The following is a 22,293-nucleotide window of genomic DNA, read 5'->3' on the forward strand; positions in this document are numbered from 1 at the left end:
CCGGCGGTGCGCGCATGCCTTTGACCGCCGTCAAACCGGCGCTTGTCGATGGTCAAGGCGGCGGGGCGGGGGTGCTCCTATTCCGACGCCCACAGCCTCGCAGGAGACATGGGATGACCGTCATCAGAACCGCCGCCACCCTCTTCGCGCTCGCCGCGACGGGAATCGGTACGTCGGCATGGGCGCAGGATAGCGGGGAACGCGACGCTCGGGTCGGGACTCGCGCCGGGGACGTGCTGCTCCGCGCCCGCGCCATCCTCGTCGCACCCAATGAGCGGTCGGGCAGCATCCTGCCCGCCTTCCCCGGAGAGCCGGTGAAGGTCGACGACCGCGTGATGCCGGAGGTCGACGCGACCTATATGGCGACCGACCATATCGGCGTCGAACTGATCGCCTCGACCACGAAGCATGCGATCGGCGGGGTGCGGGGCACGACCGGCGGTATCGGCAGGCTCGCCTCCACCTGGGTCCTGCCGCCGACCCTGACCGTCCAATATCACTTCACGCCGACCCGGCATGTCCGGCCCTATGTCGGTGCGGGCGTGAACTATACGATCTTCTGGAACGAGGCGGCTTCGGACGGGCTGGAAAGCGCGGTGGGGCCGACCAGGGTCCATCTGAAGGAAAGTGCAGGCTGGGCGGTGCAGGCGGGCGTCGATATGGACCTCACCCGCCGGGTCTTTCTGAACCTCGACGTCAAATATATCGATATCGACACCACCGCGCGGCTGGACAATGCTGCGCTGGGCCGCCAGCGGGTGAACGTCTCGCTGGACCCGCTGGTCTTCGGGGTCGGCCTGGGGCTGCGCCTGTGAGGATGGCCGGTCGGCGTCGAGGCCTATCGGCGGGCTGAGGGCGCGGGGCCGCGCCTGGTGTCGATCCATCGCACGAGCCCCGCGATCAGCGTACAGATCACGAGGGCGATCGACGTGCCCACGATCGTATCGACGGCGCGGGCCTGGGGCGCGCCCGCGCTTTGCAGGGGAAGAGCGATCTTGGCGATTACGACGAACAAGGGCGTCACGCATCCGACGAAGATGGTATAGTTGACCGCACGCAGCGCGATCGTCAGCGCGGCCAGCGGCAGCACCAGGGCCTCCAGCGCGACCGGGCCGTTGGCGTGGCCGATCAGGACCATCACGATCGCGGTCCCGATCAGCGTCCCCGCGATCCGCTCGACCGCGCGCCAGGACGAGGTGCGGATATTGACCGTGATGACGACCACCGCCGTCATCGTCGCCCATTGCGGATAGGCCAGCCCCAGGCCATGCGCCGCCAGGAAACAGGTAAACACCGCGACACCGGCGCTGGCGGCATGAAGCCGCGCCGACCGGGTCGAGGGAAGCTCGGGCGGGGCGGGGCGTGCCGCATCGCGGTCACGGTTTGGCCGCTCCAGCACATAGACGCTGCCGATCCGAAGCAGCAGCGCCAGGCCCCCACCGGCCAGGAACGCGATGCCGACCGCCATCGGGCCTGCCGCATCGACCGGCCATTCCGCCGCCACGACCACCACGACGCCCAGCAGCATGCCCACCGTGGCCATGCCATAGGACCGACCGGCGACAAAGGTGATCGCCGCGACCGCCACCGCCGCCAGCGTGGCGGTCAGCGGAAGGGCGGGATGCACCATGGCCGTCATGGCGGTCGCCAGCACCGCGCCGCCGATGACGAACAATGCCATGGCCCGCAGGCGCGACGCGGCATGGAGCCGATTGTCCGCCAAACAGGCCCAGAACGCCGCATAGGCCCCCCAGATATCCGCCGGGCGATGGGACGCCTGCGCCCACAGGATCATCGCCAGCACCGCGACGCTGCCCGATGCGCCCTCCAGCAGCGCGAACTCGCCCGCGCGGAACTGTATGCCACGACGCGCCAGCCCGGCGGCGAGGCGGCGGGCGATCGCCCGATCACGGGCAGGGACGGATGGGGGCGGCACGGGCACGACGGGCTCTTTGGATAACCGAGGGGAACACGCCCCGATAGCCGTTTTGCGGTCACGCCTGGAGCGACTTGTTGGCATGGGCGCTATTCCCTAAAGGAATGACATGGAGTTCCGAACGCTACGCGCCTTTGTCGAAGTGGTTCGCCAGGGCAGTTTTTCGCAGGCGGCCAGGACGATCTTCGCGACGCAGTCCACGGTCAGCAAGGCGGTCAAGCAGCTGGAGGACGAACTCGGCGCGCCGCTGTTCGACCGGATCGGCCCGCGCGTGAAGCTGACCACCTTTGGCGAGGCGCTGTATCCGCGCGCCGCGCGCCTGCTGGCGGAACGGAGCGACCTGCTCGTCGAACTGGACGAGATACGCGGATTGCAGCGGGGCAGCCTTCGGATCGGCTTGCCCCCGGTCGGCAGCGCGCGGATCTTCGCGCCGATGCTGGCCCGCTATCGCCGGACTTATCCGGGCATCGCCATCGAACTGCGCGAGCATGGCGGCGACCAGCTCCTCGACATGGTGCGCACCGGCGAGATCGAGCTGGCGGCGACGGTCGATCCCAGCGCGCCGGAATGGCATAGCCAGGAGGTCTGGCGCGATCCGGTGATGGCGGTGATGGCGCGCGATCATCCGCTGGCCAAGGCCGGATCGCTGTCGCTCGACGCCTTGCGCGACGAGCCGTTCATCCTGTTTTCCGACAGCTTCGTGCTGCATCGCATGGTGGTCGATGCGTGCCACCGCCATGGGTTCAAGCCGAATATCGCGGTCCAGAGCAGCGAGGTGGAATTCATCCTCGAACTGGCCGCGTCGGGGATCGGCATCGCCTTTCTGCCCCGGCTGCTGGTGGACCAGGTCGATGCGGAGCGTATCTGCGGCGTCCTGGTGACCGAACCCTATATCGAATGGCGGCTGGCGATGGTCTGGCGCAACGGCGCCTTCCTGTCGCACGCCGCGCGCGCCTGGTTGCAGATGGTGGCCGACCAGGCGGATTAGAGCGGTCAACCGGAGCGGCGATCCGTCTGGGCCAGTCGATTTGGGAATGGAGGCCAGTCGGAGCTTTCGTTTTTCGCAACCCGGCCCGTGGCCTATTTTCGTCGCTTACCGGGTCGGTGACCCGTCAAGCGAGGTCTTTCGATGATCATTTCCGCGCCCACGGATTTCCGCGAGGCGGCCCGGCGCCGCCTGCCGCGCTTCCTGTTCGACTATATCGATGGCGGTGCCGTCACCGAATCCACCATGGTCGGCAATGTCGACGCCCTGCAGCGGGTGGCGCTGCGCCAGCGGGTCCTCAAGGGCGCGGCGGACCCGTCGCTGGCGGTGACGGTGCTGGGCCAGCCATGGGCGATGCCGGTCGCGCTGGGGCCGGTCGGGGCGACGGGAATGTATGCCCGGCGCGGCGAGGTGCAGGCGGCGCGGGCGGCGGGCCTTGCGGGCATTCCCTATGCCCTCTCCACCGTCTCGGTCGCATCGATCGAGGAGGTGGCGCGCGACGCACCGGGGCAGCTCTGGTCGCAGCTCTATGTGCTCAAGGATCGCGGCTATATGCGCAACGCGCTCGACCGGGCCTGGGCGGCGGGGATGCGGACGCTGGTGTTCACCGTCGATATGCCGACGCCTGGCTCGCGCTATCGCGATCGGCGCTCCGGCATGGCCGGGCCCGCCGCGACGCTGCGCCAATATGCCCAGGCGCTCCGCCATCCGCGCTGGGCGGTCGATGTGGGATTGCGCGGCCGCCCGCTCTCCTTCGGCAATATCGAGGCCTATGTCGGCCATTCCATGAGCATGGCCGACTATACCGGCTTTCTGGCGCGCAACTTCGACCCCTCCATCCATTGGCGCGATCTGGAATGGGTGCGCCAGGACTGGAAGGGCGCGCTGATCCTCAAGGGCATTCTCGATCCCGACGACGCGCGCGAGGCGGTCCGTTTCGGGGCGGACGGGATCATCGTGTCCAACCATGGCGGGCGGCAGCTCGACGGGGCCATGCCCACCGCCACGGCGCTTCCCCCCATCGCCGATGCGGTCGCCGGAGCGATCGCGGTGCTGGCCGATTCCGGCGTGCGCTCGGGGATCGACGTGGTGCGCATGATGGCGCTGGGCGCGGATGCGGTGCTGCTCGGCCGGGCCTATATCTATGCGCTGGCGGCGCGGGGGCAGCGGGGGGTGAGCGAACTGCTCGACCTGATCGCGGCGGACATGCGGGTGACGATGACCCTGATCGGGGCCGACCGTCCCGGCGCGATCACCCGAGACAGTCTCGCCGGATTGCCGTCCTCGGTACAGGGCCGGTCGGAGGCACTCCGGGGCGGCGGGTGAAAGGCGGCCGCCTCAGGCCAAATGGCGGCGCTCCAGTCGGGTGACGTCGGGCGTCCCAAGCAGCGCCAGCGTCGTATCGACCTGCCGCCGCAGCATGGCGAGTACGGCATCGACGCCGCGCTCGCCATCCGCCGCCAGGGCATAGAGCAGCGGGCGGCCGACCAGCACGCCCCTGGCACCGGCAGCCATCGCCTTCACCACATCGGCACCGTCACGAACCCCGCTGTCCATCAGCACGGGCAGCCCGCACGCGTCCGCGACGGCGGGCAGAAGGTCGATGGGGGCGGGCGCGTCCTCCAGCTGGCGGCCGCCATGGTTGGAGACGACGACACCATCCACCCCCAGCCGTTCGCAATGCCGCGCATCCTCGGCGGAGACGATGCCCTTGACGATCAGCGTGCCGCGCCAGTCGTCGCGAAGCCGCGCCAGCGCCGTCCAGTCGAAGCTCGCATCCATCTGGCGCGCCATCAGCGCGGCCTGCGCCTCCACGTCCCCGTCACCGGCGACGACGAAATGGGCGAGTTGCGGAAAGCCCTGGCGCACCTGCCGGAGCGACCAGACCGGATGGCGGACGCCGTCCAGCAGGATGCGCGGCGTCATGCGCAGGGGAACGCCGAAGCCGTTGCGCCGGTCGCGCACCCGGTCGCCATTCACCGCGACATCGACGGTGAGGACCAGGGTCGTGCACCCCGCCTCGCGCGCGCGGGCCACCAGCCGATCCGCCAGCGCCCGCTGGACGACATAGAGCTGGAACCACAATTCCCCGTCCGAGGCGCGGCGCACCGCCTCGATCGTGCTGGTCGCGGCGGTGGACAGGCAGAAGGGGATGCCCGCCCGCGCCGCCGCCCGCGCCAGGATCAGGTCCCCCTGCGGCCGCACCACGCCGGTCAGGCCCATCGGCGCGACCGCGAACGGGCTTTCCCAGGGGCGGCCGAACGGCGCGATCGCCTGTCGACGCTGCGAGACATCGGTCAGGCGATCCGGCACCAGCCGGGTCCGCGCGAAAGCCTCGCGGTTGCGCGAAAGGCCGCGCTCGGAACCGGCGCCGCCCTCCAGATAGTCGAACACGATGCGCGGCAACCGGCGACGCGCGGCATCGCGATAATCGTCGAGCGTGATGAGCGCGCGAGTCATGTCAGTGATGGTCCAGCCACACGTCCAGCACGGCGCAGCGCCGTTCCTCACGCACGACCCGCAGCGCCTCGGCGATGGCATCGTCGATCTCCGCCGGGTCGCGAAGCTGTCGCCCCCATGCGCCGCCCGACGCGGCGGCGATGCCGACATAATCGGGGGCGGGGTCGAACGACGTGTCCAGATCGTCGGCATGCGCGGCATAGCCGTCAGGATGGACCGCCAGCGTCGACAGCTTGGGCGATTTCCAGCCGCGATTGTTGAAGACGATCTGCACGAACGGTGCGTCATAGCGGCGCGCCATCCAGTGCACCGAGCTGGGCACGGTGAACAGGAACGACCCGTCGCCGGTCAGCGCCACCACCGTCGCATCGGGCCTGGCCAGCCGGACGCCGATCGCCGCCCCGCCATTCCACCCCAGCGATCCGCCGCCGCTCGTGGAGATCGCCCCCGGCGTGTCGAGCCGCAGGTGATCGAACACCACGCCATAGTTGGAGATCGCCTCGTTGACGAAGAGCATGTCGTCGCTTTGCGCCGCCCGCAGGCGCGACACGAAATATTCCGGCGTGATGGTTCCCGCCGGAACCGCCTCGCGCGTTCGCAGCACCGCTTCGCGCGCCGCGTGGCGATCGGCATAATGCGCGCGCCGCTCCTCGATGCGCGCGGCGGGGAAGGGCCGCGCGGCGAGCCAGTCGTTCAGCTGGGCGAGCGCGGTCGCGGCATCGGTGCGGCACACCGCCTCCGCTCCGATCCGCCACAGCGGCATCTGTTCCTTCAGCGGGTCGACATCGATGTGGAAAATCCGCGCGGCATCGCCCGGCGCAGACACGGTCGGAATCCACGGCACGTCGCTGTCAATCACCAGCACCATATCCGCCGCGGCCAGATCGGCATTCTGCTGCGGCTGATTCCATTGGTTGCCGAGATAGAGCGGGTGGCCGTGCGGGAAGTTCATCGCATTGGGCACGGATTCGAGCACCCCGATCCCCAGCCGCTCGCACAGCGTCACCAGGGGCGCGACCGCCGCCGGATTGCGGCCCAGAAAGGACGTGACGACGAGCGGCCGTCGCGCTGTCAGCAGCGCCTCGCCGATCAGGGCGACCGTTTCGGGCGGCAGCGCGCCCGGCCCGATGCAGCGCCACGCCGCCGCCTCGTCGGGGGTCGGCGCGACCTCTTCCTCCATCACCTCGCGCGCGCCGATCAGATAGACGGGGCCTTTCGGATCGGAACCGGCGAACTGAAAGGCGCGGTGCACCAGTTCCTTGACGTTGCGCCCGGTGCGGATCTCGTTGTCATAGCGCATATAGCCGCGCACCAGTCCGCGCTGATCATGGACGTCCTGGATCCACTGGATGAACTCGTTGCGCGATCCCTTCAGCTCGCCATGCTGGGTGAAGGGGGACGCACCCGCGAAGATCAGCATCGGGGCGCGCCCCTTGGCGGCGTTGTGGACCGCGCCCGCCAGCGCCTGGGTCCCGCATTCGACATGCACCACCACCGCCTGCGCCACGCCGCTCGCCAGCCAGAAGCCGTGCGCGGCGCTCATGCCGACCATTTCATTGGGGCAGGTGACGATGCGCGGGATCGGCCGCCCGGCGGCGCGCGCCTCCGCGATCGCCTCGACCAGCGCGGGGTGATCGCTGCCGAGATTGGCGAAGACATGGGAGACGCCATGCTCGATCAGGGCATCGAGGAAGGCGCTGGAGGTGGTGTACATCGGGGGGCTGGGCCTTGTCGCATCGCCGGTCGCCCGGCGGGGGTCGTCGTCGGGGTAAGAGGCGGCGATCAGGGGATATAGTCGACCGCGCCGCGCCGGATCGTCACCCAATGCGTTGTGGTCATCTCCTCCACGATCCAGTCGCCGCCGAAACGGCCGATGCCGCTGTTCTTCTCGCCGCCGAACGGATTGAACGGCATGTCGGCGACGGTCATGTCGTTGACATGCGTCATCCCGACGTCGAGCCCATGGGCGAAGCGCAGCCCGCGCGCCTCGTCGCGGGTGAAGACCGCGCTGGACAGGCCCGCATCGGTGGCGTTGGCGAGTTCGAGCGCATGCGCCTCGTCCCGCGCACGGATGACGAAGGCGATCGGCGCGAACATCTCCGCCTGCGCCAGCGGATCGTCATTGTCGACATCCGCGAAGATGTGCGGCGGGACGACCGCGCCCGACGGCTCGCCACCCAGGACCAGGCGGAAGCGGGATTTGGCGGCGGCGAGGTGATCGAGGTTCGCGGCCAGTTGCTTCGCATTCATCGCCGGGCCGATCAGCGTGTCCGCCTCGGCCGGATCGCCATGTTTCAGCCGCGCGGCGCAGGCGGCGAACTTCTCGAGGAAGGCGTCGTGGACGCTGTCCTCCACGATCACGCGGTTGGTGCTCATGCAGATCTGGCCCTGGTGCAGGAACCGGCCGAAGGCCGCCGCCTGCGCCGCTTGGTCTAGGTCCGCATCGGCCAGCACCACGAACGGGTTGTTGCCGCCCAGCTCCAGCGCGACCCGCTTGATGACCGGGGCCTCGATGGCCAGCCTGCCGATGCGCCGCCCCACCCCGGTCGAGCCGGTGAAGGACAGGAAGCGCGGGACATCATGCGTGCAGAAGCCGTCGCCGATCACGCGCGAGCTGCCGGTGACGACGTTGAAGAGTCCGGGCGGCAGTCCCGCCTCTTCATAGATGCGCGCCAGCAGCAGGCCGCCGGTGACGGGGGTGTCCTCGGCCGGTTTGACGACCACGGCATTGCCCACCGCCAGCGCGGGCGCGATCGTGCGGTGCGACAGGTGGAGCGGGAAGTTCCACGGGCTGATCACGCCGACGACGCCGATGGGGCGGCGATAGACGCGGCTTTCGGTGTCGGGCAGGTCGATCGGCAGGATGCGGCCGTTGATGCGATAGGGGATCGACGCGGCCTCGTTCAGGCCGCCCATCACCGCCTGCCATTCGATCCCGGCCTTGATCCGGGTGGAGCCCGATTCAGCGACCAGCCAGTCGATGATCTCGTCGCGCCGGGCCTGGACGATATTCGCGACACGCCGGAACAGGTCGGCCCGGACCGCCGGAGGCGTTTGCGCCCATTCCCGCTGCGCCTTGGCGGCGGCCCGATAGGCGGCATCGACGTCGGAGAGGTCGGCGGCGCGCAGGCGGAGAAGGCACTCGCCCGAATAGGGGTTGCGGTCCTCCATGGTTTCCTCGCCCGAACCGGGCCGCCATGTCCCGTCGATATATTGCGCCTCGAAGCTGTAGCGGGTCATCCTCTCACTCCCTTTTTCCTTGTCGGTCCGTGCTATGCCGGTCGCGGGCCGGGCCTCAAACGGCGATGGCGGGCGTTTCGGGGCGGGCCGCCCCATGGCCGCGCCGCGGCGCGGTCTCGATCAGTGTGATGCTGGCGACCGCGCCCAGGACCAGAACGCCTGACACGGTGAGCAGCGTCGTCGGCAGCCCGGTGGTGACGGCGATGCGCCCGGCGATGCTCGGCGCGATGCCGCCGCCAAAGATCTCGCCCAGCCCCACCACCAATCCCATCGCGGTCGAGGACAGCGTATAGGGCACGGCCTCACCCGCCACCGGCCCCGCCAGCAGCGCGTTCGCGCCACAGCAGCAAAAGGCGGCGAGGAACAGCAGCGCGAACAGCGGCAGCGGCGTGTGCGCGGTCAGCACCAGCGCGGCGAGCGCCGCCGCGCCGCCGAGGAACGCGGCGACCAGCGCGGGGCGGCGACCGATCACGTCCGATATGCCGCACAGCGCGATCTGTCCGACGAAACCGCCAAAGCCCAGGCCCGACATCACCAGCCCCATTTGCGGACCATCCAGCCGCACGACATCGGTCAGGAACACCGGCGTCATCGCGCCGAGGACGAAGATCCCGCTCATCGAGCAGAAGATCGCCGGGATGGCGACCCGCACGTTGCGCCGCGCCAGCACGTCGCGCCACGATGCGCGGGGGGCGGGATCGGCCGTCACGGCGGGGCGGGCCGCGCGGGGAGGATCGCGCAGCACCACGAACATCGCGCCCGCCAGCACGAGGCCGGGCACCGCGACGATCTGGAACACGGCGCGCCACGACGGCACGATCGCAACCAGCTGCGTGGCGATGATCGGGCCGAGCGCCAGCCCGAACAGCGCGAACGCCCCCTGGATGATGCCGAGATTGAGCCCGCGCCGCTCCGGCCGCGACGCATCCAGCGCGGCGGCGTAGCTCGCGGGACAATAGGCCCCCTCCGCGACGCCCATCGCCAGCCTCGCGACCATCAGCATCGCCAGGCTGCCCGCCAGTCCGCTGACCCCCGACAGCAGCGAGAAGCCGATCACGGAGGCGATCACGATCCGGCGGCGGCCGATGCGGTCGGCCAGATTGCCCATTACGATCGCGAACACGCCCCATGACAGGCCGACCGCCGCGGCCAGGTTGCCGAGGTCCTGATAATCCAGCTTCAGGTCGCGCATGATCTGCGGCGCGAGCGGCATCACCAGCCAGCGATCGAGCCCGACCAGCCCGAACCCCAAGGCGAGCAGCGCGATCGCGCGAAACTCATAACGACGGTCGCCGCTCAGGGCGCCGCCATCGGCGGTGGGGGAGGGGGTCATAGTTCCTCCCACTTGCCAGCGTCGGGCACGGGGGCGCCGAACGGCTCCACCGGGCGGCGTGGCCGGGCGTTCAGCAGCAACCGCGTCGCATCGGCGCGGCAATAATGGCCGGTCGGATCGAGTGCGCTCTTGGCATGGACGATCGCGTCGAAATCGGCATCGGCATAGAGCAGCCCTTCCTCATCCTCCGGCATCGGCTCGGTCAGCGAGCGGCCATCGGGTCCGAAGATCATGGAATTGCCGCCGCCCTGCACCGCACCGGTCGCGTTGAGCAACGCCACCTTGTCGGGCGTGTCGCACAACGTGTCGTAGACGTCGGGCGACATCACGCCGGTCGCATGAAGGACGAAGCATCCGCCCTCCAGCGCATAGACGCGGCTGGCGGCCAGGTTCGCCTCCGCGCTCAGACCATAAGCGATGCCCTTGTAGAGCGTGAAGGACGGCCAGGAGGCGACATGGATCTGCTCGCCCTGCGCATAAAGGGCGAACTTGCTCAGCGGCTGGACATGCTCGGCGCAGCATAGCGCGCCCAGGCGACCGATGGCGGTGTCGACGACCTTCAGGTCGGACCCGTCGCCCTCGCCGAACACGGTGCGCTCGACATGGGTCGGCTTCAGCTTGCGCCGGTTGAACACTGTCGTGCCGGTGTCGTCGATCAGCATCTGGCTGATGTAGAGCGTGCTGTCGGCGCGCTCGACATAGCCGATGACGCAGTGGATGCCATGCCGCGCGGCGGCCTCGCGGATGCGGCCCAGTTCGGGGCCGTCGGCGGCCAGGGCGTTGCGGTGGTAGCGCGGCAGGAACTGCGCGCCCCATGCCGGTGCGCCTAGCCATATCCACCAGGGATAACCCGGTATCCAGATTTCCGGAAAGGCGATCAGCTTCGCGCCGTTCGCCGCCGCCTGGGCGATCAGGCCGATGGCCTTGTCGGTGGACGCCTGCGCGTCGAGATAGACTGGCGCCGCCTGTACGACGGCGAGCCGAACCATGGGCTTCGTCAACGCACTCTTCCCCCTCGCTGATATGGAATGAAGGCTAGCGGCGGCATCGAACCGCGCTTGCCGCCTGCGGCCCGAAAAATGGCCCGGACCGGCATGGCGCGCCGCCGCATGCGGGCTATTTCGCGGCGGGCGAGGCCGCCCGCCGATAGGGATGGAGCTTTTCGTAGAACGGCCCCACCGGCCAGATCGAGCGCCGGTCCTTGGGCGTGATCATGAAGCATTCGATGTCGAGGATGCGGCCGTCGACGATCTTGAAGATCTCATAGATCACGAAGGTGAAGGGCGCATCGGCCTTGGGGCCATTGTTGCTGCTGATGCCGGGCACCACGTCCAGATGGCTGATCCCGATGACCAGGCCGCGCGCGGTGTCGACGATCGGGAAGCGGCGTTCGCGAACCACCGGGATCCAGCCGAACTTGGTGACGCCGATGTCGCAACTGTCGGAGGTGATGACGTCGGGCCGGTTGGTATTGGTCGTCGGCGTCCCGTTTTCGGTCCGGTTGCAGTCGGGATGGAACGGCACGATCGTCGGATCATGTTCCTGGATCGACTGGAAATACAGGTTGGCGATGCGCCGCAGCTCGGCGGCGGGGACGCGTTCCTCCGGCGGCAGGACGTCGGACCAGATCGGCTTGGGGAAATGAACGCCGTCCGGGTTGAAGAGCAGGTCGTCCTTGCCCGCGGTCAGCTGCTCGACCTCGGTGATCCGGCCGTCGGCGACCTTCAGCCGGGCGACGTACAGCGCCTGCCCCGCGTCCTTGCGGCGGACGATGCCGAAGAAGATCGCCTGCCCGGCCTCCGGGTCGACGATCGTCGATCGGCCGGTGATGATCGTGGCGTCCTTCCACACGCCGTCGTCGAGCCGGCCGGGCCGGCCATTCTCATACACCATCGCGCCGGGGGCGAGGGGCAGGCGGGCGGCGTCATGCGCCTCCAGCGCCAGCAGATAGCGGTTCGTCATGTCGAGCAGGCACCCGCGATCGCAGCCCGAACGGGCGGCGGGCGCGGGGGATGCGGGCGTGCGGGGCGTGGCGGCAACGGGTGTCGCCACCGCCACCACCGCCGCAATGGCCGGGAACCATGGTTTCATCGAATGATCCTTTCTGGCGGAAGGAAAGGGGGCCGACGCGCGATCGGCCCCGATCCATCAGAATTTGCCGCGAATGCCGAAGGTGACGTAGCGTCCGACGACGTCGTGCAGGCTCTGGTTGGCCGGATAGGACAGGCCCGGCAGCGCGCTGGCGTAGAGCGGGGCCTGTCGATCGAACAGGTTGCGCACGTTGATGAAGGGCGAGAAGCGGCCGCTCTCGACATCGTAGCTGATGTTCAGATCGGTGTAGAACACGTTCGGCATCCGGTTGGACGCGTCGGCGATCACATAGCTGGCCCGCGTCGAGCGGTCATAGCGGCCGATCCAGCGTTCCTGCACGTTCAGGTTGAAGCCGCCGTTCGCGTAGTTCACCGACAGGTTGCCCCGCCATTTGGGATAACCCGCGCCGTTGCCGCCGACGGAGGTGTTCGCGGTGCCCGCCAGTTCCTCGGCCGGCTGCGTCGCGCTCGTCTGCAACCTGAGCACCGGGACATAGCTGGCGAAGGCGCGCAGGGCCAGTTGCCCCTGACCTACGCCGAAGGTGTAGGAGGATTCGAAATCGAACCCCCGCGTCCGCAGCGAGGCGCTGTTCAGCGGCGAAACCAGGATGGCCGTGGGGACGGTCGAGCCGGACGTACGGACGATCAGGTTGCACACCGGGGCGTTTCCACCGCTGGCCTGGCAATCGTCATAGGCCTGTTGCGCGTCCTGCACGGTGATCGCATCGCGCAGCTTCAGGTCGAAATAGTCGATGGCGAGGCGGGCGCCGGGCAGCCAGGAGGGCGAATAGACGAAGCCCGCACTGGTGGTCAGCCCCTTCTCGGGCTTGAGCGCGGCGTTGCCGCCCGAGATCGCCTGGGTGGGGAAATTGCCCACGCCGGGGATCGACAAGCCGAAGACGTTGATCGAGCGCGAGGCGAACAGGTCGTACAGGGTGGGCGCCCGGATGTCGCGCGAACGCGTCGCCCGGATGACCAGATCGTCGACCGGCTGATAGACCAGGCCCGCCTTCCACGTCGTCACGCCGCCGCTGGTGCTATAGTCGGTATAGCGGACCGCACCGTTCAGGTTGAGCGAACGGCCGAGCGCGCTGTCCTTGGCCAGCGGAATGTCGACCTCGCCGAACACCTCCTTGACGTCGTAACGGCCCTTGGCGCTGCCGACGTTCGTGAAGCTGTGGCCGAGCGTCCCGCTGGGCACGAAACGGATGCCGGTGAAGTCGGTCGCCACGCCGGGATCGGAATTGCTGGTCTCGACCAGCGACTGGCGCCGATATTCGCCGCCGACCGCCACCGACACGGGCCCCGCCCATGACGAGAAGGGCGAACCCGAGATCGAGCCGCTGACCACGTCCAGTTCGTTGACGACGCGGTAGCGCGAATAGTCGTTGACATAGGCGACCGCCGCGGCCGACGGCGAACCCTCTCCGAACAGGTTGAGCGGAACGCAGCCCGGATAGAGACCGGGATTGGTCAGGCTGACCCGGCAGACGATGTTGCCGCTGCCGTCCCTCACCGCGTCGAGCGCGGCGTAGAATTTCTGGTTGTTGACCTCCAGCCCCTTCACGTCGAGCTGGGTGCGGCCATGGGAATATGCCAGGTTCCAGCGATAATCGCCGAAGCGTCCGTCGACGCCCGCCGTGACATTGTAGCTGCGGTTGAACGCGTCGGACACGCGCTGGCCCAGATCGCGGCTATAGCGCGACATCGTGATCGGCGCGCCGCCCGACGCGGCGGTGAGCTGCGCCTGTTGCTGCGCCGACAGGAAGGCGTTGGTGGGCGAGAACAGGATGCTGCCGAAATGGAAGTCGGAGCCGTAATAGCCGATATTGCGCGAGTCGGCGTAGCTGCCCTGGACGAAGGCGTTGACGCCCGGCGCGACGTCCATCGACAGGCGCGCAAAGGCCTGGTTGGTCTTCAGGCTGCCGGTCAGGCCGAGCTGATCGAAATAGGCCCCGTCGCCGCCGATATTGATCGACGGATTGCCCGTCGCCGTCCCCCCGTTGAACGCGGTCAGCGCGCCGCCCGGCTGGAAGGCGAGGCCAAGCGCAGGCAACAGGCCGCCGAACGACGAGAAGCTCAGCCGGGTGTTGGCCGCGGTGACATAGGGATTGGCGGCGGTCCCGGCGCCGACCAGGCTGTAGAGATTGCCCGCATAGCGTCGGTCGTAGCGGCTGAAGATACCGGCCGAGTCGTAATGTTCGAAGCTCGCGATCAGGTGCGCCCGGTCGCCGAGCAGCCCCGTCCCGACCGCCACGCCCGCGCGCAGGCTGGGCGCGTCGCCGCGCGTCGAGACGCCCTTTTGCAGCGTGTATTTGACGCCCGTGAATGTCTTGTCGAGGACATAGTTGACCACGCCGCTGACCGCGTCCGAACCATAGGTCGCCGACGCACCGGCCGTGACCACGTCGACGCGCTGGACCAGCATCTGGGGCAGGGTGTTGACGTCGACGCTGCCGTCGAAGCTGGTCGGCGGCAACCGCCGCCCGTCGAACAGGATCAGCGCGCGCGCGGGCCCGATGCCGCGCAGGTTCAGATAGTTGCCGTTGCTGGGCGTGTTGGCGTTGGTCTGGCCATAGCTGGTCTGGCTGACCGAATTGCTGAACTGCGGCAGCTGGTTGAGCCCGTCGGCGATGTTGCTGGGCGCGGTGCGGGTCAGTTCGCCCGCGCTCAGGACGGTCACGGGGCTGGGCGACTTGCTGCCGTCGCGTACCACGCGCGATCCGGTGACGACGATGTCCTTCTGCCCATCGGCGCCGTCGTTCGCCGGGCTGGCCTGGGCCTCGATCCCGGTGGCGGTCGTGGGTGTCGCCTCCTGCGCTAGTGCCGCGTGCGGCAACGCCATCAGGGAAACACCGGCCAATAACATCGAACTATATTGCACGCGCATAACGCCCCCTTCCTATGAACCAGGACCTCCTGACGGCGCCGCTCGAGCCTCTTTCGGGCTGGATGTCGGCTTATGGTGCGAACCTGCAAAGCCCGACCCACAAGACGGATAGTCTGCGAGGACGATCGGAAAAACTTGTACGGGACGGCCTGTTTTCAGGTTTGGAGCGGCGCAGGACAGGGGGGCTGGCGTCCCTGGGGGCCGATCGGGGTGCTGGCGGTCGGGTCATGGAATAAGGGCTTGCGGCCGAACCGGTCCCTATGAGAGCATCGCTCCTTCAGCCCTCCGGCACACGAGGATGCATCGTGGACGTTGAAAGCATGAAGCGCAGGCAGGTCGATGCCGTCAGCTTTGCCGCTTGGCGGGAGACGGTGCGCGAACAGATCGTCGATCTCGATTGCGCGCGCGCGGACGACGGCCCGTTCCACGCCTCGATCAGCAGTTGCGACCTGTTGGGAACCCGCATCGCCAAGGTCGCCGCCGGGCGCCACCATGTCTCGCGCGATCGCCGCCGGATCGCATCCGACCATGACGAATATGTCCTGCTGACCGTGCTGGTCGAGGGCCGGGTGACGATCTGTCAGGGCAGCCGCGAGGCGCGTCTTCAGGTCGGCGACATGGCGATCTACGACAGCACGCGGCCCTATGATTTCTTCGTGGAGGAGCCGTTCGTCCAGACCGTCTTGCGGCTCAGCCGCAAGGACATGGCCCGCCAGATCCGCAGCCTGGATGATCTGACCGCTTGCCCCATCTCGGGCGCGCGGGGCACCGGACGGCTGGCGGCACGCTTTATCTGCGATCTCGAGGATCAGCTGGGCCATATCGATCCCCGCAGCGCGCCCGCGCTCCATGGTGCGCTGATCGATCTGGTCGGTGCGGCCTTCACCGAGCAGACCTCCGACCGGCGCCCGCCGCTGCGCGAACAGCGGCATGTGCTGATGACCCGTATCGTCCAGTTCGTCGACACGCATTTCTGCGAAGAGACGCTGACGTGCGAGCGCGTCGCGGAAACCTTCGGCTTGTCGGAGCGCTATCTGCGCAAGCTGTTCGCGGAAAGCGAACGGTCGCTGTCGGAACGGATCTGGCACCTCCGGCTGGAAAAGGCCAAGCGCGACCTTCGCGGCAATCTTGCCTATCGGTCGTCCGTCACGTCGGTCGCCTATGATTGCGGGTTCAAGGATCCCGCGCATTTCAGCCGCGCCTTCAAGGAGAAATACGGCATGACCCCGCGCGATTACGCACGGGGCTGACTTCCACTCCGCCGGAATGGCCGATGCCGCCTCCGGGCGTCAGTCGCCCGCCGCCTTGCGATAGGCGGTGGGAGACACGCCCGCATGGCGGCTGAAGAAGCGGGTGAAATAGGCCGGGTCGGAAAAGCCGATCGCATAGCCGACCTCCGCCACCGACATATTGGTATAGAGAAGCGCGCGCTTGGCATCGAGCATGGCGCGCTGGTCCAGCATCGCGGCGGGTGACAGCGCCGCGACCCGCGCGCAGGCGACGCGCAGGCGGCTTTCGCTGGTCCCCAACGCCTCGGCATAATCGGCGATCGGCTCGCGCAGGCGGAAACGCTCGTCGATCCTGGCGCGGAAGCGGGCGACCAGGCTGTGGTGATGGCCGGGGATGGCGGGGGCATGGTCGCGCATCCTGTCGAGCGAGCGCAGCGTCTCGACCAGGATTGTCAGCAACGCGGCATCGACCGCCGCGCGGTGCCCCGGTCCCGACCATAGCAGCTCGCGCATCAGCGTCGCGATCTGCGCGCCGATCCGGTCGGTCGGCATATCGTCCGAACCGATGACCCCGGCCTGTTCGAAGACGGCGGCGAGCCCCGGATAGCGGCTGTCGAGCAGCGTCAGATGCCGGACCGACAAGGTCACGACCGCGCCCGCCGACTCGTGATGCCAGTCGAAACCATGCACGATCCCCGCCGGTACGATCACCAGCGCGGGCGCGCTGACGGCCAGGCTCTTCGTCTCGGCGCGCATGGTGCCGCCGCCTTCTTCCAGCAGGAAGAGCTGGACCAGATCGGCATGGGCGTGCGGCAGAATCGTCCATTCATGCGGGCGCGAACGGCTGTCCAGCCGTTCGGCATGAACGAAGCCCTCCTCCACCGCGCGGTGCGGTTCGCCATAGAGATAGAAGCTGGGAATGGCCGCGGACACCATCCGGCCATGCTATTGCGCGGCAACCGGATCGTCCAACTTTTTGCGCGCCCCGTCCATCGTGCGCCGCCATCGCAAAGCGCATGATCGGCACAAGTCGGCGAACAGGCCGACAGTCGAGAGGATGGATATGAGGCACCGGACACAGGTGGCGATAATCGGGGCGGGACCGGCGGGCATGTTCCTGGCCCATCTGCTCCACGCCGAAGGGATCGACGCCGTCGTGATCGAGCGACGCGACCGTTCCTATGTTGAGGGACGGGTCCGCGCGGGCGTGCTGGAACAGGGGACGGTCGCGCTGATGCGGCGGCTGGGCCTGTCGGCGCGGCTGGAGCGCGAGGGGCTGGTCCATGGCGGCACCAATCTGGCGCTCGATGGCGAGGTCTTCCGCATCGACATGGCGGCGCTGACGGGCGGATCGACCGTCACCGTCTATGGCCAGCAGGAGGTGATGCGCGACCTGTTCGACGCCGCCGAGGATCGCGGCGTGTCGATCGTCTGGAACGCGGCGGACGTCGCCCTGTCCGGGCTGGACGGCGATCGGCCGAGCGTGACCTGGCGGCAGGATGGCGCGGAACACCGGCTCGATTGCGACTTCGTGGTCGGCTGCGACGGCTTTCACGGCATCAGTCGCGCGGCCATCCCGGCCGACGTCCTGCGGGTGTTCGAGCGGGTCTATCCCTTTGGCTGGCTGGGCGTGCTGGCCGATGTCCCGCCCGCCGATCACGAACTCATCTATGCCAATCACGAACGCGGCTTCGCGCTGGCGTCGATGCGCTCGTCGACGCGCAGCCGCTATTATGTCCAGTGTGCGCTGGACGAGGACCTGGCGCAATGGTCCGACGATCGCTTCTGGGACGAGCTTTGCGTCCGCCTCGGCCCGGACATGGCGGCCAGGGTGACGCGCGGACCCTGCTTCGAAAAGGCGATCGCGCCGCTTCGCTCGTTCGTCGCCGAGCCGATGCGCTGGGGGCGGCTGTTCCTGGCCGGGGACGCGGCGCATATCGTGCCGCCGACGGGGGCCAAGGGCATGAACCTGGCCGTGTCCGACGTGACGATGCTGGGTCGTGCGCTGACCGAACATTATCACGAACGGTCGGATGCGGGGATCGACCATTATTCGGCCCGTGCGCTGGCGCGGGTGTGGAAGGCGGAGCGCTTTTCCTGGTGGTTCACCTCGGTGACCCACCGTTTCCCGACGATGGATGGCTTCGACCGGCGCATCCAGATGGCCGAGCTGGAATATCTGCGCGGTTCGCCCGCCGCGCAGCGGACGCTCGCCGAGAATTATGTGGGCCTGCCCCTGGAGATGGCATGAAGAGCAAGATCTATGACAGCCCCGCGGCCGCGCTGGCTGGGCTGCTGTTCGACGGCATGACGATCATGTCGGGCGGTTTCGGCCTATCGGGCAATCCCGAAAGCCTGATCCCGGAGGTCCGCGCAAGCGGGGTGACGGGCCTGACCGTCATTTCCAACAATGCGGGCGCGGACGGGTTCGGCCTGTGGATGTTGCTGGAAAGCCGCCAGGTCGCCAAGATGATCTCGAGCTATGTCGGCGAGAACAAGCTGTTCGAGCAGCAATATCTGTCGGGCGATCTGGCGCTGGAACTGAACCCGCAAGGCACGCTGGCCGAGCGGATCCGGGCGGGCGGTGCGGGCATTCCGGCCTTCTACACCAAGACCGGCGTCGGTACGGTGGTGGCCGAGGGCAAGCCGGTCGAGACGTTCGACGGGCAGGATTATGTCCGCGAGACCTGGCTGCGCGCCGACCTGTCGATCATCAAGGCGTGGAAGGCGGACCCGGCGGGGAACCTCATGTTCCGCAAGACCGCGCGCAACTTCAACCCGAACATGGCGACCGCCGGCAAGGTGACCGTGGTCGAGGTGGAGGAGATCGTCGAAGCGGGTGCGCTCGACCCCGATTGCATCCACACGCCCGGCATCTTCGTCGACCGGATCGTCCGCTCGACCATCAACGAGAAGCGGATCGAGAAGCTGACGACCCGCGCACGGGAGGATGCGGCATGAGCTGGACCCGCGACGAAATGGCGGCGCGCGCCGCGCGCGAGCTTCAGGACGGATTCTACGTCAATCTCGGTATCGGCATCCCGACCCTGGTCGCCAACCATGTGCCCGCCGGGATCGACGTGACGCTTCAGTCGGAAAATGGCCTGCTGGGCATCGGGCCCTTCCCCTATGAGGGCGAGGCGGACCCCGACCTGATCAATGCGGGCAAGCAGACGGTGACCACGCTGCCGACCTCCAGCTTCTTTTCCAGCGCGGACAGCTTCGCGATGATCCGGGGCGGCCATATCGACATGGCGGTGCTGGGCGCGATGGAGGTGTCGGCCGGTGGCGACATCGCCAACTGGACGATACCGGGCAAGATGGTGAAGGGCATGGGCGGCGCGATGGACCTGGTCGCGGGCGTCAAGCGCATCGTCGTGGTGATGGACCATGCCAGCAAGTCCGGCACCCCCAAGATCCTGCCCGAATGCACCCTGCCGCTGACCGGCAAGGCCTGTGTCGACCTGATCGTCACCGACCTGTGCGTGATGGCGTGCGACAAGCCGGGGCTGCGGCTGATCGAACTGGCGCCCGGCGTGACGCTGGACGAGGTGCGCGCCAAGACGGGTGCGCCCTTCGCGGAGCAGCTGGCATGATCGGCTATACCAGGGATGATGCGGGCGCGCCGCCGCTGCTGGTGCCCGACTATCGCTCCACGGCGACGCGGGCGCCGCTTCGGCCGCCGATCGCGATCCCGCCGACGCTGACCGAGACGACCGGGCCTGGCGGCTGCTGGGACCGGCTGATGGGATCGGCGCTCGCCGACCTGACGAAGCAGCACAAGGCCGAGCCGCTGGGCCAGCGGATCATCGTCGCGGGCCGCGTGCTGGACGAACAGGGGCGCGCGGTGCCCGATACCGTCATGGAAATCTGGCAGGCCAATGCTGCCGGTCGCTATATCCATGCCAAGGACCAGTGGGACGCGCCGCACGACCCGAACTTCACCGGCGCGGGGCGGGTGGTGACCGATGCGGAGGGACGGTATCGCTTCGTCACGGTGCGACCCGGCGCCTATCCCTGGGGCAATCACCGCAATGCCTGGCGGCCCGCGCATATCCATCTCTCGCTGCTGGGCCCCGCCTTTGCGACGCGGCTGGTGACGCAACTCTATTTCCCCGACGACCCGCTGATCGAGATCGATCCGATCGCCAATGCGGTGCCCATGCCGTACCGCCAGCGGCTGGTCGCGCGGCTGGACATGGATGTCACCGAGCCCAACTGGGCGCTCGGCTATCGGTTCGACGTGGTGCTGAAGGGACGCGAGCAGACGCCCTTCGAGGAGGATCATCATGACCATTGATCCCGCCGACCTGCGCCCCCAGGCGCGCGCCGACAATCAGGACCCGGCGCTGTTCGGCCAGACGCCCAGCCAGACGGTCGGGCCGTTCTTCCACTACGGCCTGCCCTGGCGGGGCGGCGCGGACCTGGTCGGCCGGTCCGACATGGGCGCGCGGCCCGAACTGATGCCGGAGGCGCATTATGTGCTGAACCTCTCCTCGCCCACCGGCACGCCCGAGGGGCGGGTCATCGAGGTCACCGGCCGCGTGCTCGACGGACAGGGCGCCGTGGTGCCCGATGCGATGGTCGAGATATGGCAGGCCAATGCGGCGGGTCGCTATCGCAGCCTGGACGATGCCCGGCAGGAGGTGCCGATCGATCCGCATTTCGTCGGCTTCGGCCGGTCCGCGACCGATGAGGAGGGCCGCTTCCGTTTCCGCACGATCATGCCCGGCCGGGTGCCGGGACTGGCTGATGGCCTTCAGGCGCCGCATCTGGCCGTGTCGATCTTCGCGCGCGGGCTGCTCAGGCGGCTGGCGACCCGCCTCTATTTCGAGGGGGCGGACGGCAATGACACCGATCCGGTCCTCGCGCTCGTCCCGCCGGAGCGTCGCACCACGCTGATCGCGGTGCAGGGCGCGCCGGGCGTCTGGTCGCTCGACCTCGTCCTGCAGGGGGAACGCGAAACGGTGATGTTCGACCTGTGACCAGCCTGTTGCGCCTCCGCCCGGCCGCGACGCCGGAGATGATCGCGGTGTTCGACGATGCGGCGACCATCGCCCATGCCTGCGCCTTCGAGGTGGCGCTGGCACAGGCACAGGCCGCCCATGGGCTGATCCCGGCAGCGGTGGCGGAGGCCATCGCCAAGGGTGTCTCCCAGGTCCGGATCGATCCGGCCGAACTGGCCGAAGAGGCGGCGCTGGCCGGGACGCTGGCCATTCCGCTGGTAGCACAGCTGCGCGGTACGTTATCGGGCGAGGCCGCCAAGGCCCTGCATCACGGCGCGACCAGCCAGGATGCGGCGGACAGCGCGCTGATGATGCAGGTCCGCGCCGCGCTTCCCCTGGTCGCGCGCGATGCCCGCCGGGTGGTCGCGGCCTTGGCGGACCTCGCGGCGACTCATCGTGCGACCCCGGCGATCGGGCGCACGCTGCTTCAGGACGCGATCCCGGTCGCCTTTGGCCTGCGGCTGGCGCAGGCTGCGGCGGGGATCGCCGAGGCGCTCGATCAAGTGGAAGAGGCGGTGCAACGCCATGCCCTCATCCAGTTCGGCGGCGCGGCGGGAACGCGCGCCGGATCGGGCGGGCAGGGCGCGGCCATCGCGGCGCATATGGCGGATGCCCTCGGGTTGATGACGGGGGCGCCCTGGCATGCGCGCCGGACGGGAGTGGCGTCGATCGGCGCGGCGATCGGCATCCTGATCGGCACGCTGGGCAAGCTGGCCCGCGACGTGTCGCTGCTGGCGCAGAACGGCGTCGGCGAGGCGCGGGAGCCCGCGATCGCCGGACGCGGCGGTTCCTCGGCGATGGCGCACAAGCGCAATCCGACCGGCTGTCAGGTCGCGCTGTCCGCCGCGATCCGCGCGCCGGGCCTCGTCGCCGCGCTATTGGCGGGGATGCCGCAGGAACAGGAACGCGGGCTCGGCGGCTGGCAGGCGGAGGGTCCGGTCCTGGCCGAGCTGTTCCTGCTCGCCTCGGGCAGCGCCGCTGCGATGGCGGTGGTGGCCGAGGGGCTGGAGATCGACCGCGCGGCGGTGGCGCGCAATCTGGCCAGCGCGGGCATGGGCGACGACCTGGGCGAAAGCGCGGCCATCATCGCCGAATTGCTGGCTCCGGGACTGGAAGGGAACTGA

General features: G+C 68.6%; 19 protein-coding genes. 10 read left to right on the plus strand and 9 right to left on the minus strand.

The features are described from left to right. The first annotated feature begins 113 nt into the window (after window positions 1-113). Window positions 114-815 (plus strand): OmpW family outer membrane protein, encoded by a 702-nt coding sequence (locus tag QE363_RS07995; RefSeq protein ID WP_309694067.1) that lies wholly within the window; start codon window positions 114-116, stop codon window positions 813-815. A 23-nt stretch (window positions 816-838) separates the two neighbouring features. Here QE363_RS07995 and QE363_RS08000 read toward each other — a convergent pair whose 3' ends face one another. Continuing rightward, window positions 839-1,942: an FUSC family protein gene (locus QE363_RS08000; RefSeq protein WP_309694070.1), complete on the minus strand. Its 1,104-nt coding sequence runs from the start codon at window positions 1,940-1,942 to the stop codon at window positions 839-841. Between the two features lie 103 nt (window positions 1,943-2,045). Here QE363_RS08000 and QE363_RS08005 point away from each other — a divergent pair, with 103 nt between their 5' ends. Both QE363_RS08005 and lldD read left to right on the plus strand, forming a co-directional pair. Next, window positions 2,046-2,924 (plus strand): LysR substrate-binding domain-containing protein, encoded by an 879-nt coding sequence (locus QE363_RS08005; protein WP_309694074.1) that lies wholly within the window; start codon window positions 2,046-2,048, stop codon window positions 2,922-2,924. Window positions 2,925-3,065: 141 nt separating this feature from the next. After that, a complete protein-coding gene (gene lldD / locus QE363_RS08010; protein ID WP_309694077.1) occupies window positions 3,066-4,247 on the plus strand; it encodes an FMN-dependent L-lactate dehydrogenase LldD in 1,182 nt (393 codons plus the stop codon). A 12-nt stretch (window positions 4,248-4,259) separates the two neighbouring features. On the opposite strand, the gene QE363_RS08015 is transcribed toward lldD, so the two are convergent. The 7 genes from QE363_RS08015 to QE363_RS08045 form a co-directional block, all read right to left on the minus strand. Then, entirely contained in the window at window positions 4,260-5,381 is a 1,122-nt protein-coding gene (locus QE363_RS08015) for an alpha-hydroxy-acid oxidizing protein (RefSeq protein WP_309694081.1), read from the minus strand. 1 nt (window position 5,382) lies between these two features. Next, a complete protein-coding gene (locus tag QE363_RS08020) occupies window positions 5,383-7,095 on the minus strand; it encodes a thiamine pyrophosphate-requiring protein (RefSeq protein ID WP_309694085.1) in 1,713 nt (570 codons plus the stop codon). Between the two features lie 68 nt (window positions 7,096-7,163). Then, a complete protein-coding gene (locus tag QE363_RS08025; RefSeq protein WP_309694088.1) occupies window positions 7,164-8,621 on the minus strand; it encodes an aldehyde dehydrogenase family protein in 1,458 nt (485 codons plus the stop codon). Between the two features lie 55 nt (window positions 8,622-8,676). Beyond that, window positions 8,677-9,954 (minus strand): MFS transporter, encoded by a 1,278-nt coding sequence (locus tag QE363_RS08030; protein WP_309694092.1) that lies wholly within the window; start codon window positions 9,952-9,954, stop codon window positions 8,677-8,679. Then, complete coding sequence (locus QE363_RS08035) at window positions 9,951-10,943, minus strand: carbon-nitrogen hydrolase family protein (protein ID WP_309694094.1); 993 nt, start codon at window positions 10,941-10,943, stop codon at window positions 9,951-9,953. The genes QE363_RS08030 and QE363_RS08035 overlap by 4 nt, the downstream gene beginning before the upstream one ends. A 127-nt stretch (window positions 10,944-11,070) precedes the next feature. Further along, entirely contained in the window at window positions 11,071-12,045 is a 975-nt protein-coding gene (locus QE363_RS08040; RefSeq protein WP_309694097.1) for a hypothetical protein, read from the minus strand. A 57-nt stretch (window positions 12,046-12,102) separates the two neighbouring features. Next, on the minus strand, window positions 12,103-14,889 hold the full coding sequence (locus tag QE363_RS08045) for a TonB-dependent receptor domain-containing protein (protein ID WP_309694099.1): 2,787 nt from the start codon (window positions 14,887-14,889) through the stop codon (window positions 12,103-12,105). 365 nt (window positions 14,890-15,254) lie between these two features. Here QE363_RS08045 and QE363_RS08050 point away from each other — a divergent pair, with 365 nt between their 5' ends. Continuing rightward, entirely contained in the window at window positions 15,255-16,184 is a 930-nt protein-coding gene (locus tag QE363_RS08050; protein WP_309694104.1) for a helix-turn-helix domain-containing protein, read from the plus strand. Window positions 16,185-16,223: 39 nt separating this feature from the next. Here QE363_RS08050 and QE363_RS08055 read toward each other — a convergent pair whose 3' ends face one another. After that, complete coding sequence (locus tag QE363_RS08055) at window positions 16,224-17,099, minus strand: helix-turn-helix domain-containing protein (protein ID WP_309694108.1); 876 nt, start codon at window positions 17,097-17,099, stop codon at window positions 16,224-16,226. 127 nt (window positions 17,100-17,226) lie between these two features. Here QE363_RS08055 and pobA point away from each other — a divergent pair, with 127 nt between their 5' ends. From pobA to QE363_RS08085, 6 genes are read left to right on the plus strand one after another with little or no spacing between them, the layout of a single operon-like run. Further along, window positions 17,227-18,414 (plus strand): 4-hydroxybenzoate 3-monooxygenase, encoded by a 1,188-nt coding sequence (gene pobA / locus QE363_RS08060; RefSeq protein WP_309694112.1) that lies wholly within the window; start codon window positions 17,227-17,229, stop codon window positions 18,412-18,414. Then, window positions 18,411-19,124, plus strand: coding sequence for a CoA transferase subunit A (locus tag QE363_RS08065; RefSeq protein WP_309694115.1), 714 nt, complete (start codon window positions 18,411-18,413; stop codon window positions 19,122-19,124). Before pobA ends, QE363_RS08065 begins: the two co-directional genes overlap by 4 nt. Further along, a complete protein-coding gene (locus QE363_RS08070) occupies window positions 19,121-19,759 on the plus strand; it encodes a 3-oxoacid CoA-transferase subunit B (RefSeq protein WP_309694118.1) in 639 nt (212 codons plus the stop codon). The genes QE363_RS08065 and QE363_RS08070 overlap by 4 nt, the downstream gene beginning before the upstream one ends. After that, on the plus strand, window positions 19,756-20,463 hold the full coding sequence (gene pcaH / locus QE363_RS08075) for a protocatechuate 3,4-dioxygenase subunit beta (protein ID WP_309694121.1): 708 nt from the start codon (window positions 19,756-19,758) through the stop codon (window positions 20,461-20,463). Before QE363_RS08070 ends, pcaH begins: the two co-directional genes overlap by 4 nt. After that, window positions 20,453-21,148 (plus strand): protocatechuate 3,4-dioxygenase subunit alpha, encoded by a 696-nt coding sequence (gene pcaG, locus QE363_RS08080; RefSeq protein ID WP_309694123.1) that lies wholly within the window; start codon window positions 20,453-20,455, stop codon window positions 21,146-21,148. Before pcaH ends, pcaG begins: the two co-directional genes overlap by 11 nt. Next, on the plus strand, window positions 21,145-22,293 hold the full coding sequence (locus QE363_RS08085) for a lyase family protein (RefSeq protein ID WP_309694125.1): 1,149 nt from the start codon (window positions 21,145-21,147) through the stop codon (window positions 22,291-22,293). Before pcaG ends, QE363_RS08085 begins: the two co-directional genes overlap by 4 nt.

The organism is Sphingomonas sp. SORGH_AS_0870, from assembly GCF_031453175.1.
Classification (GTDB): domain Bacteria; phylum Pseudomonadota; class Alphaproteobacteria; order Sphingomonadales; family Sphingomonadaceae; genus Sphingomonas.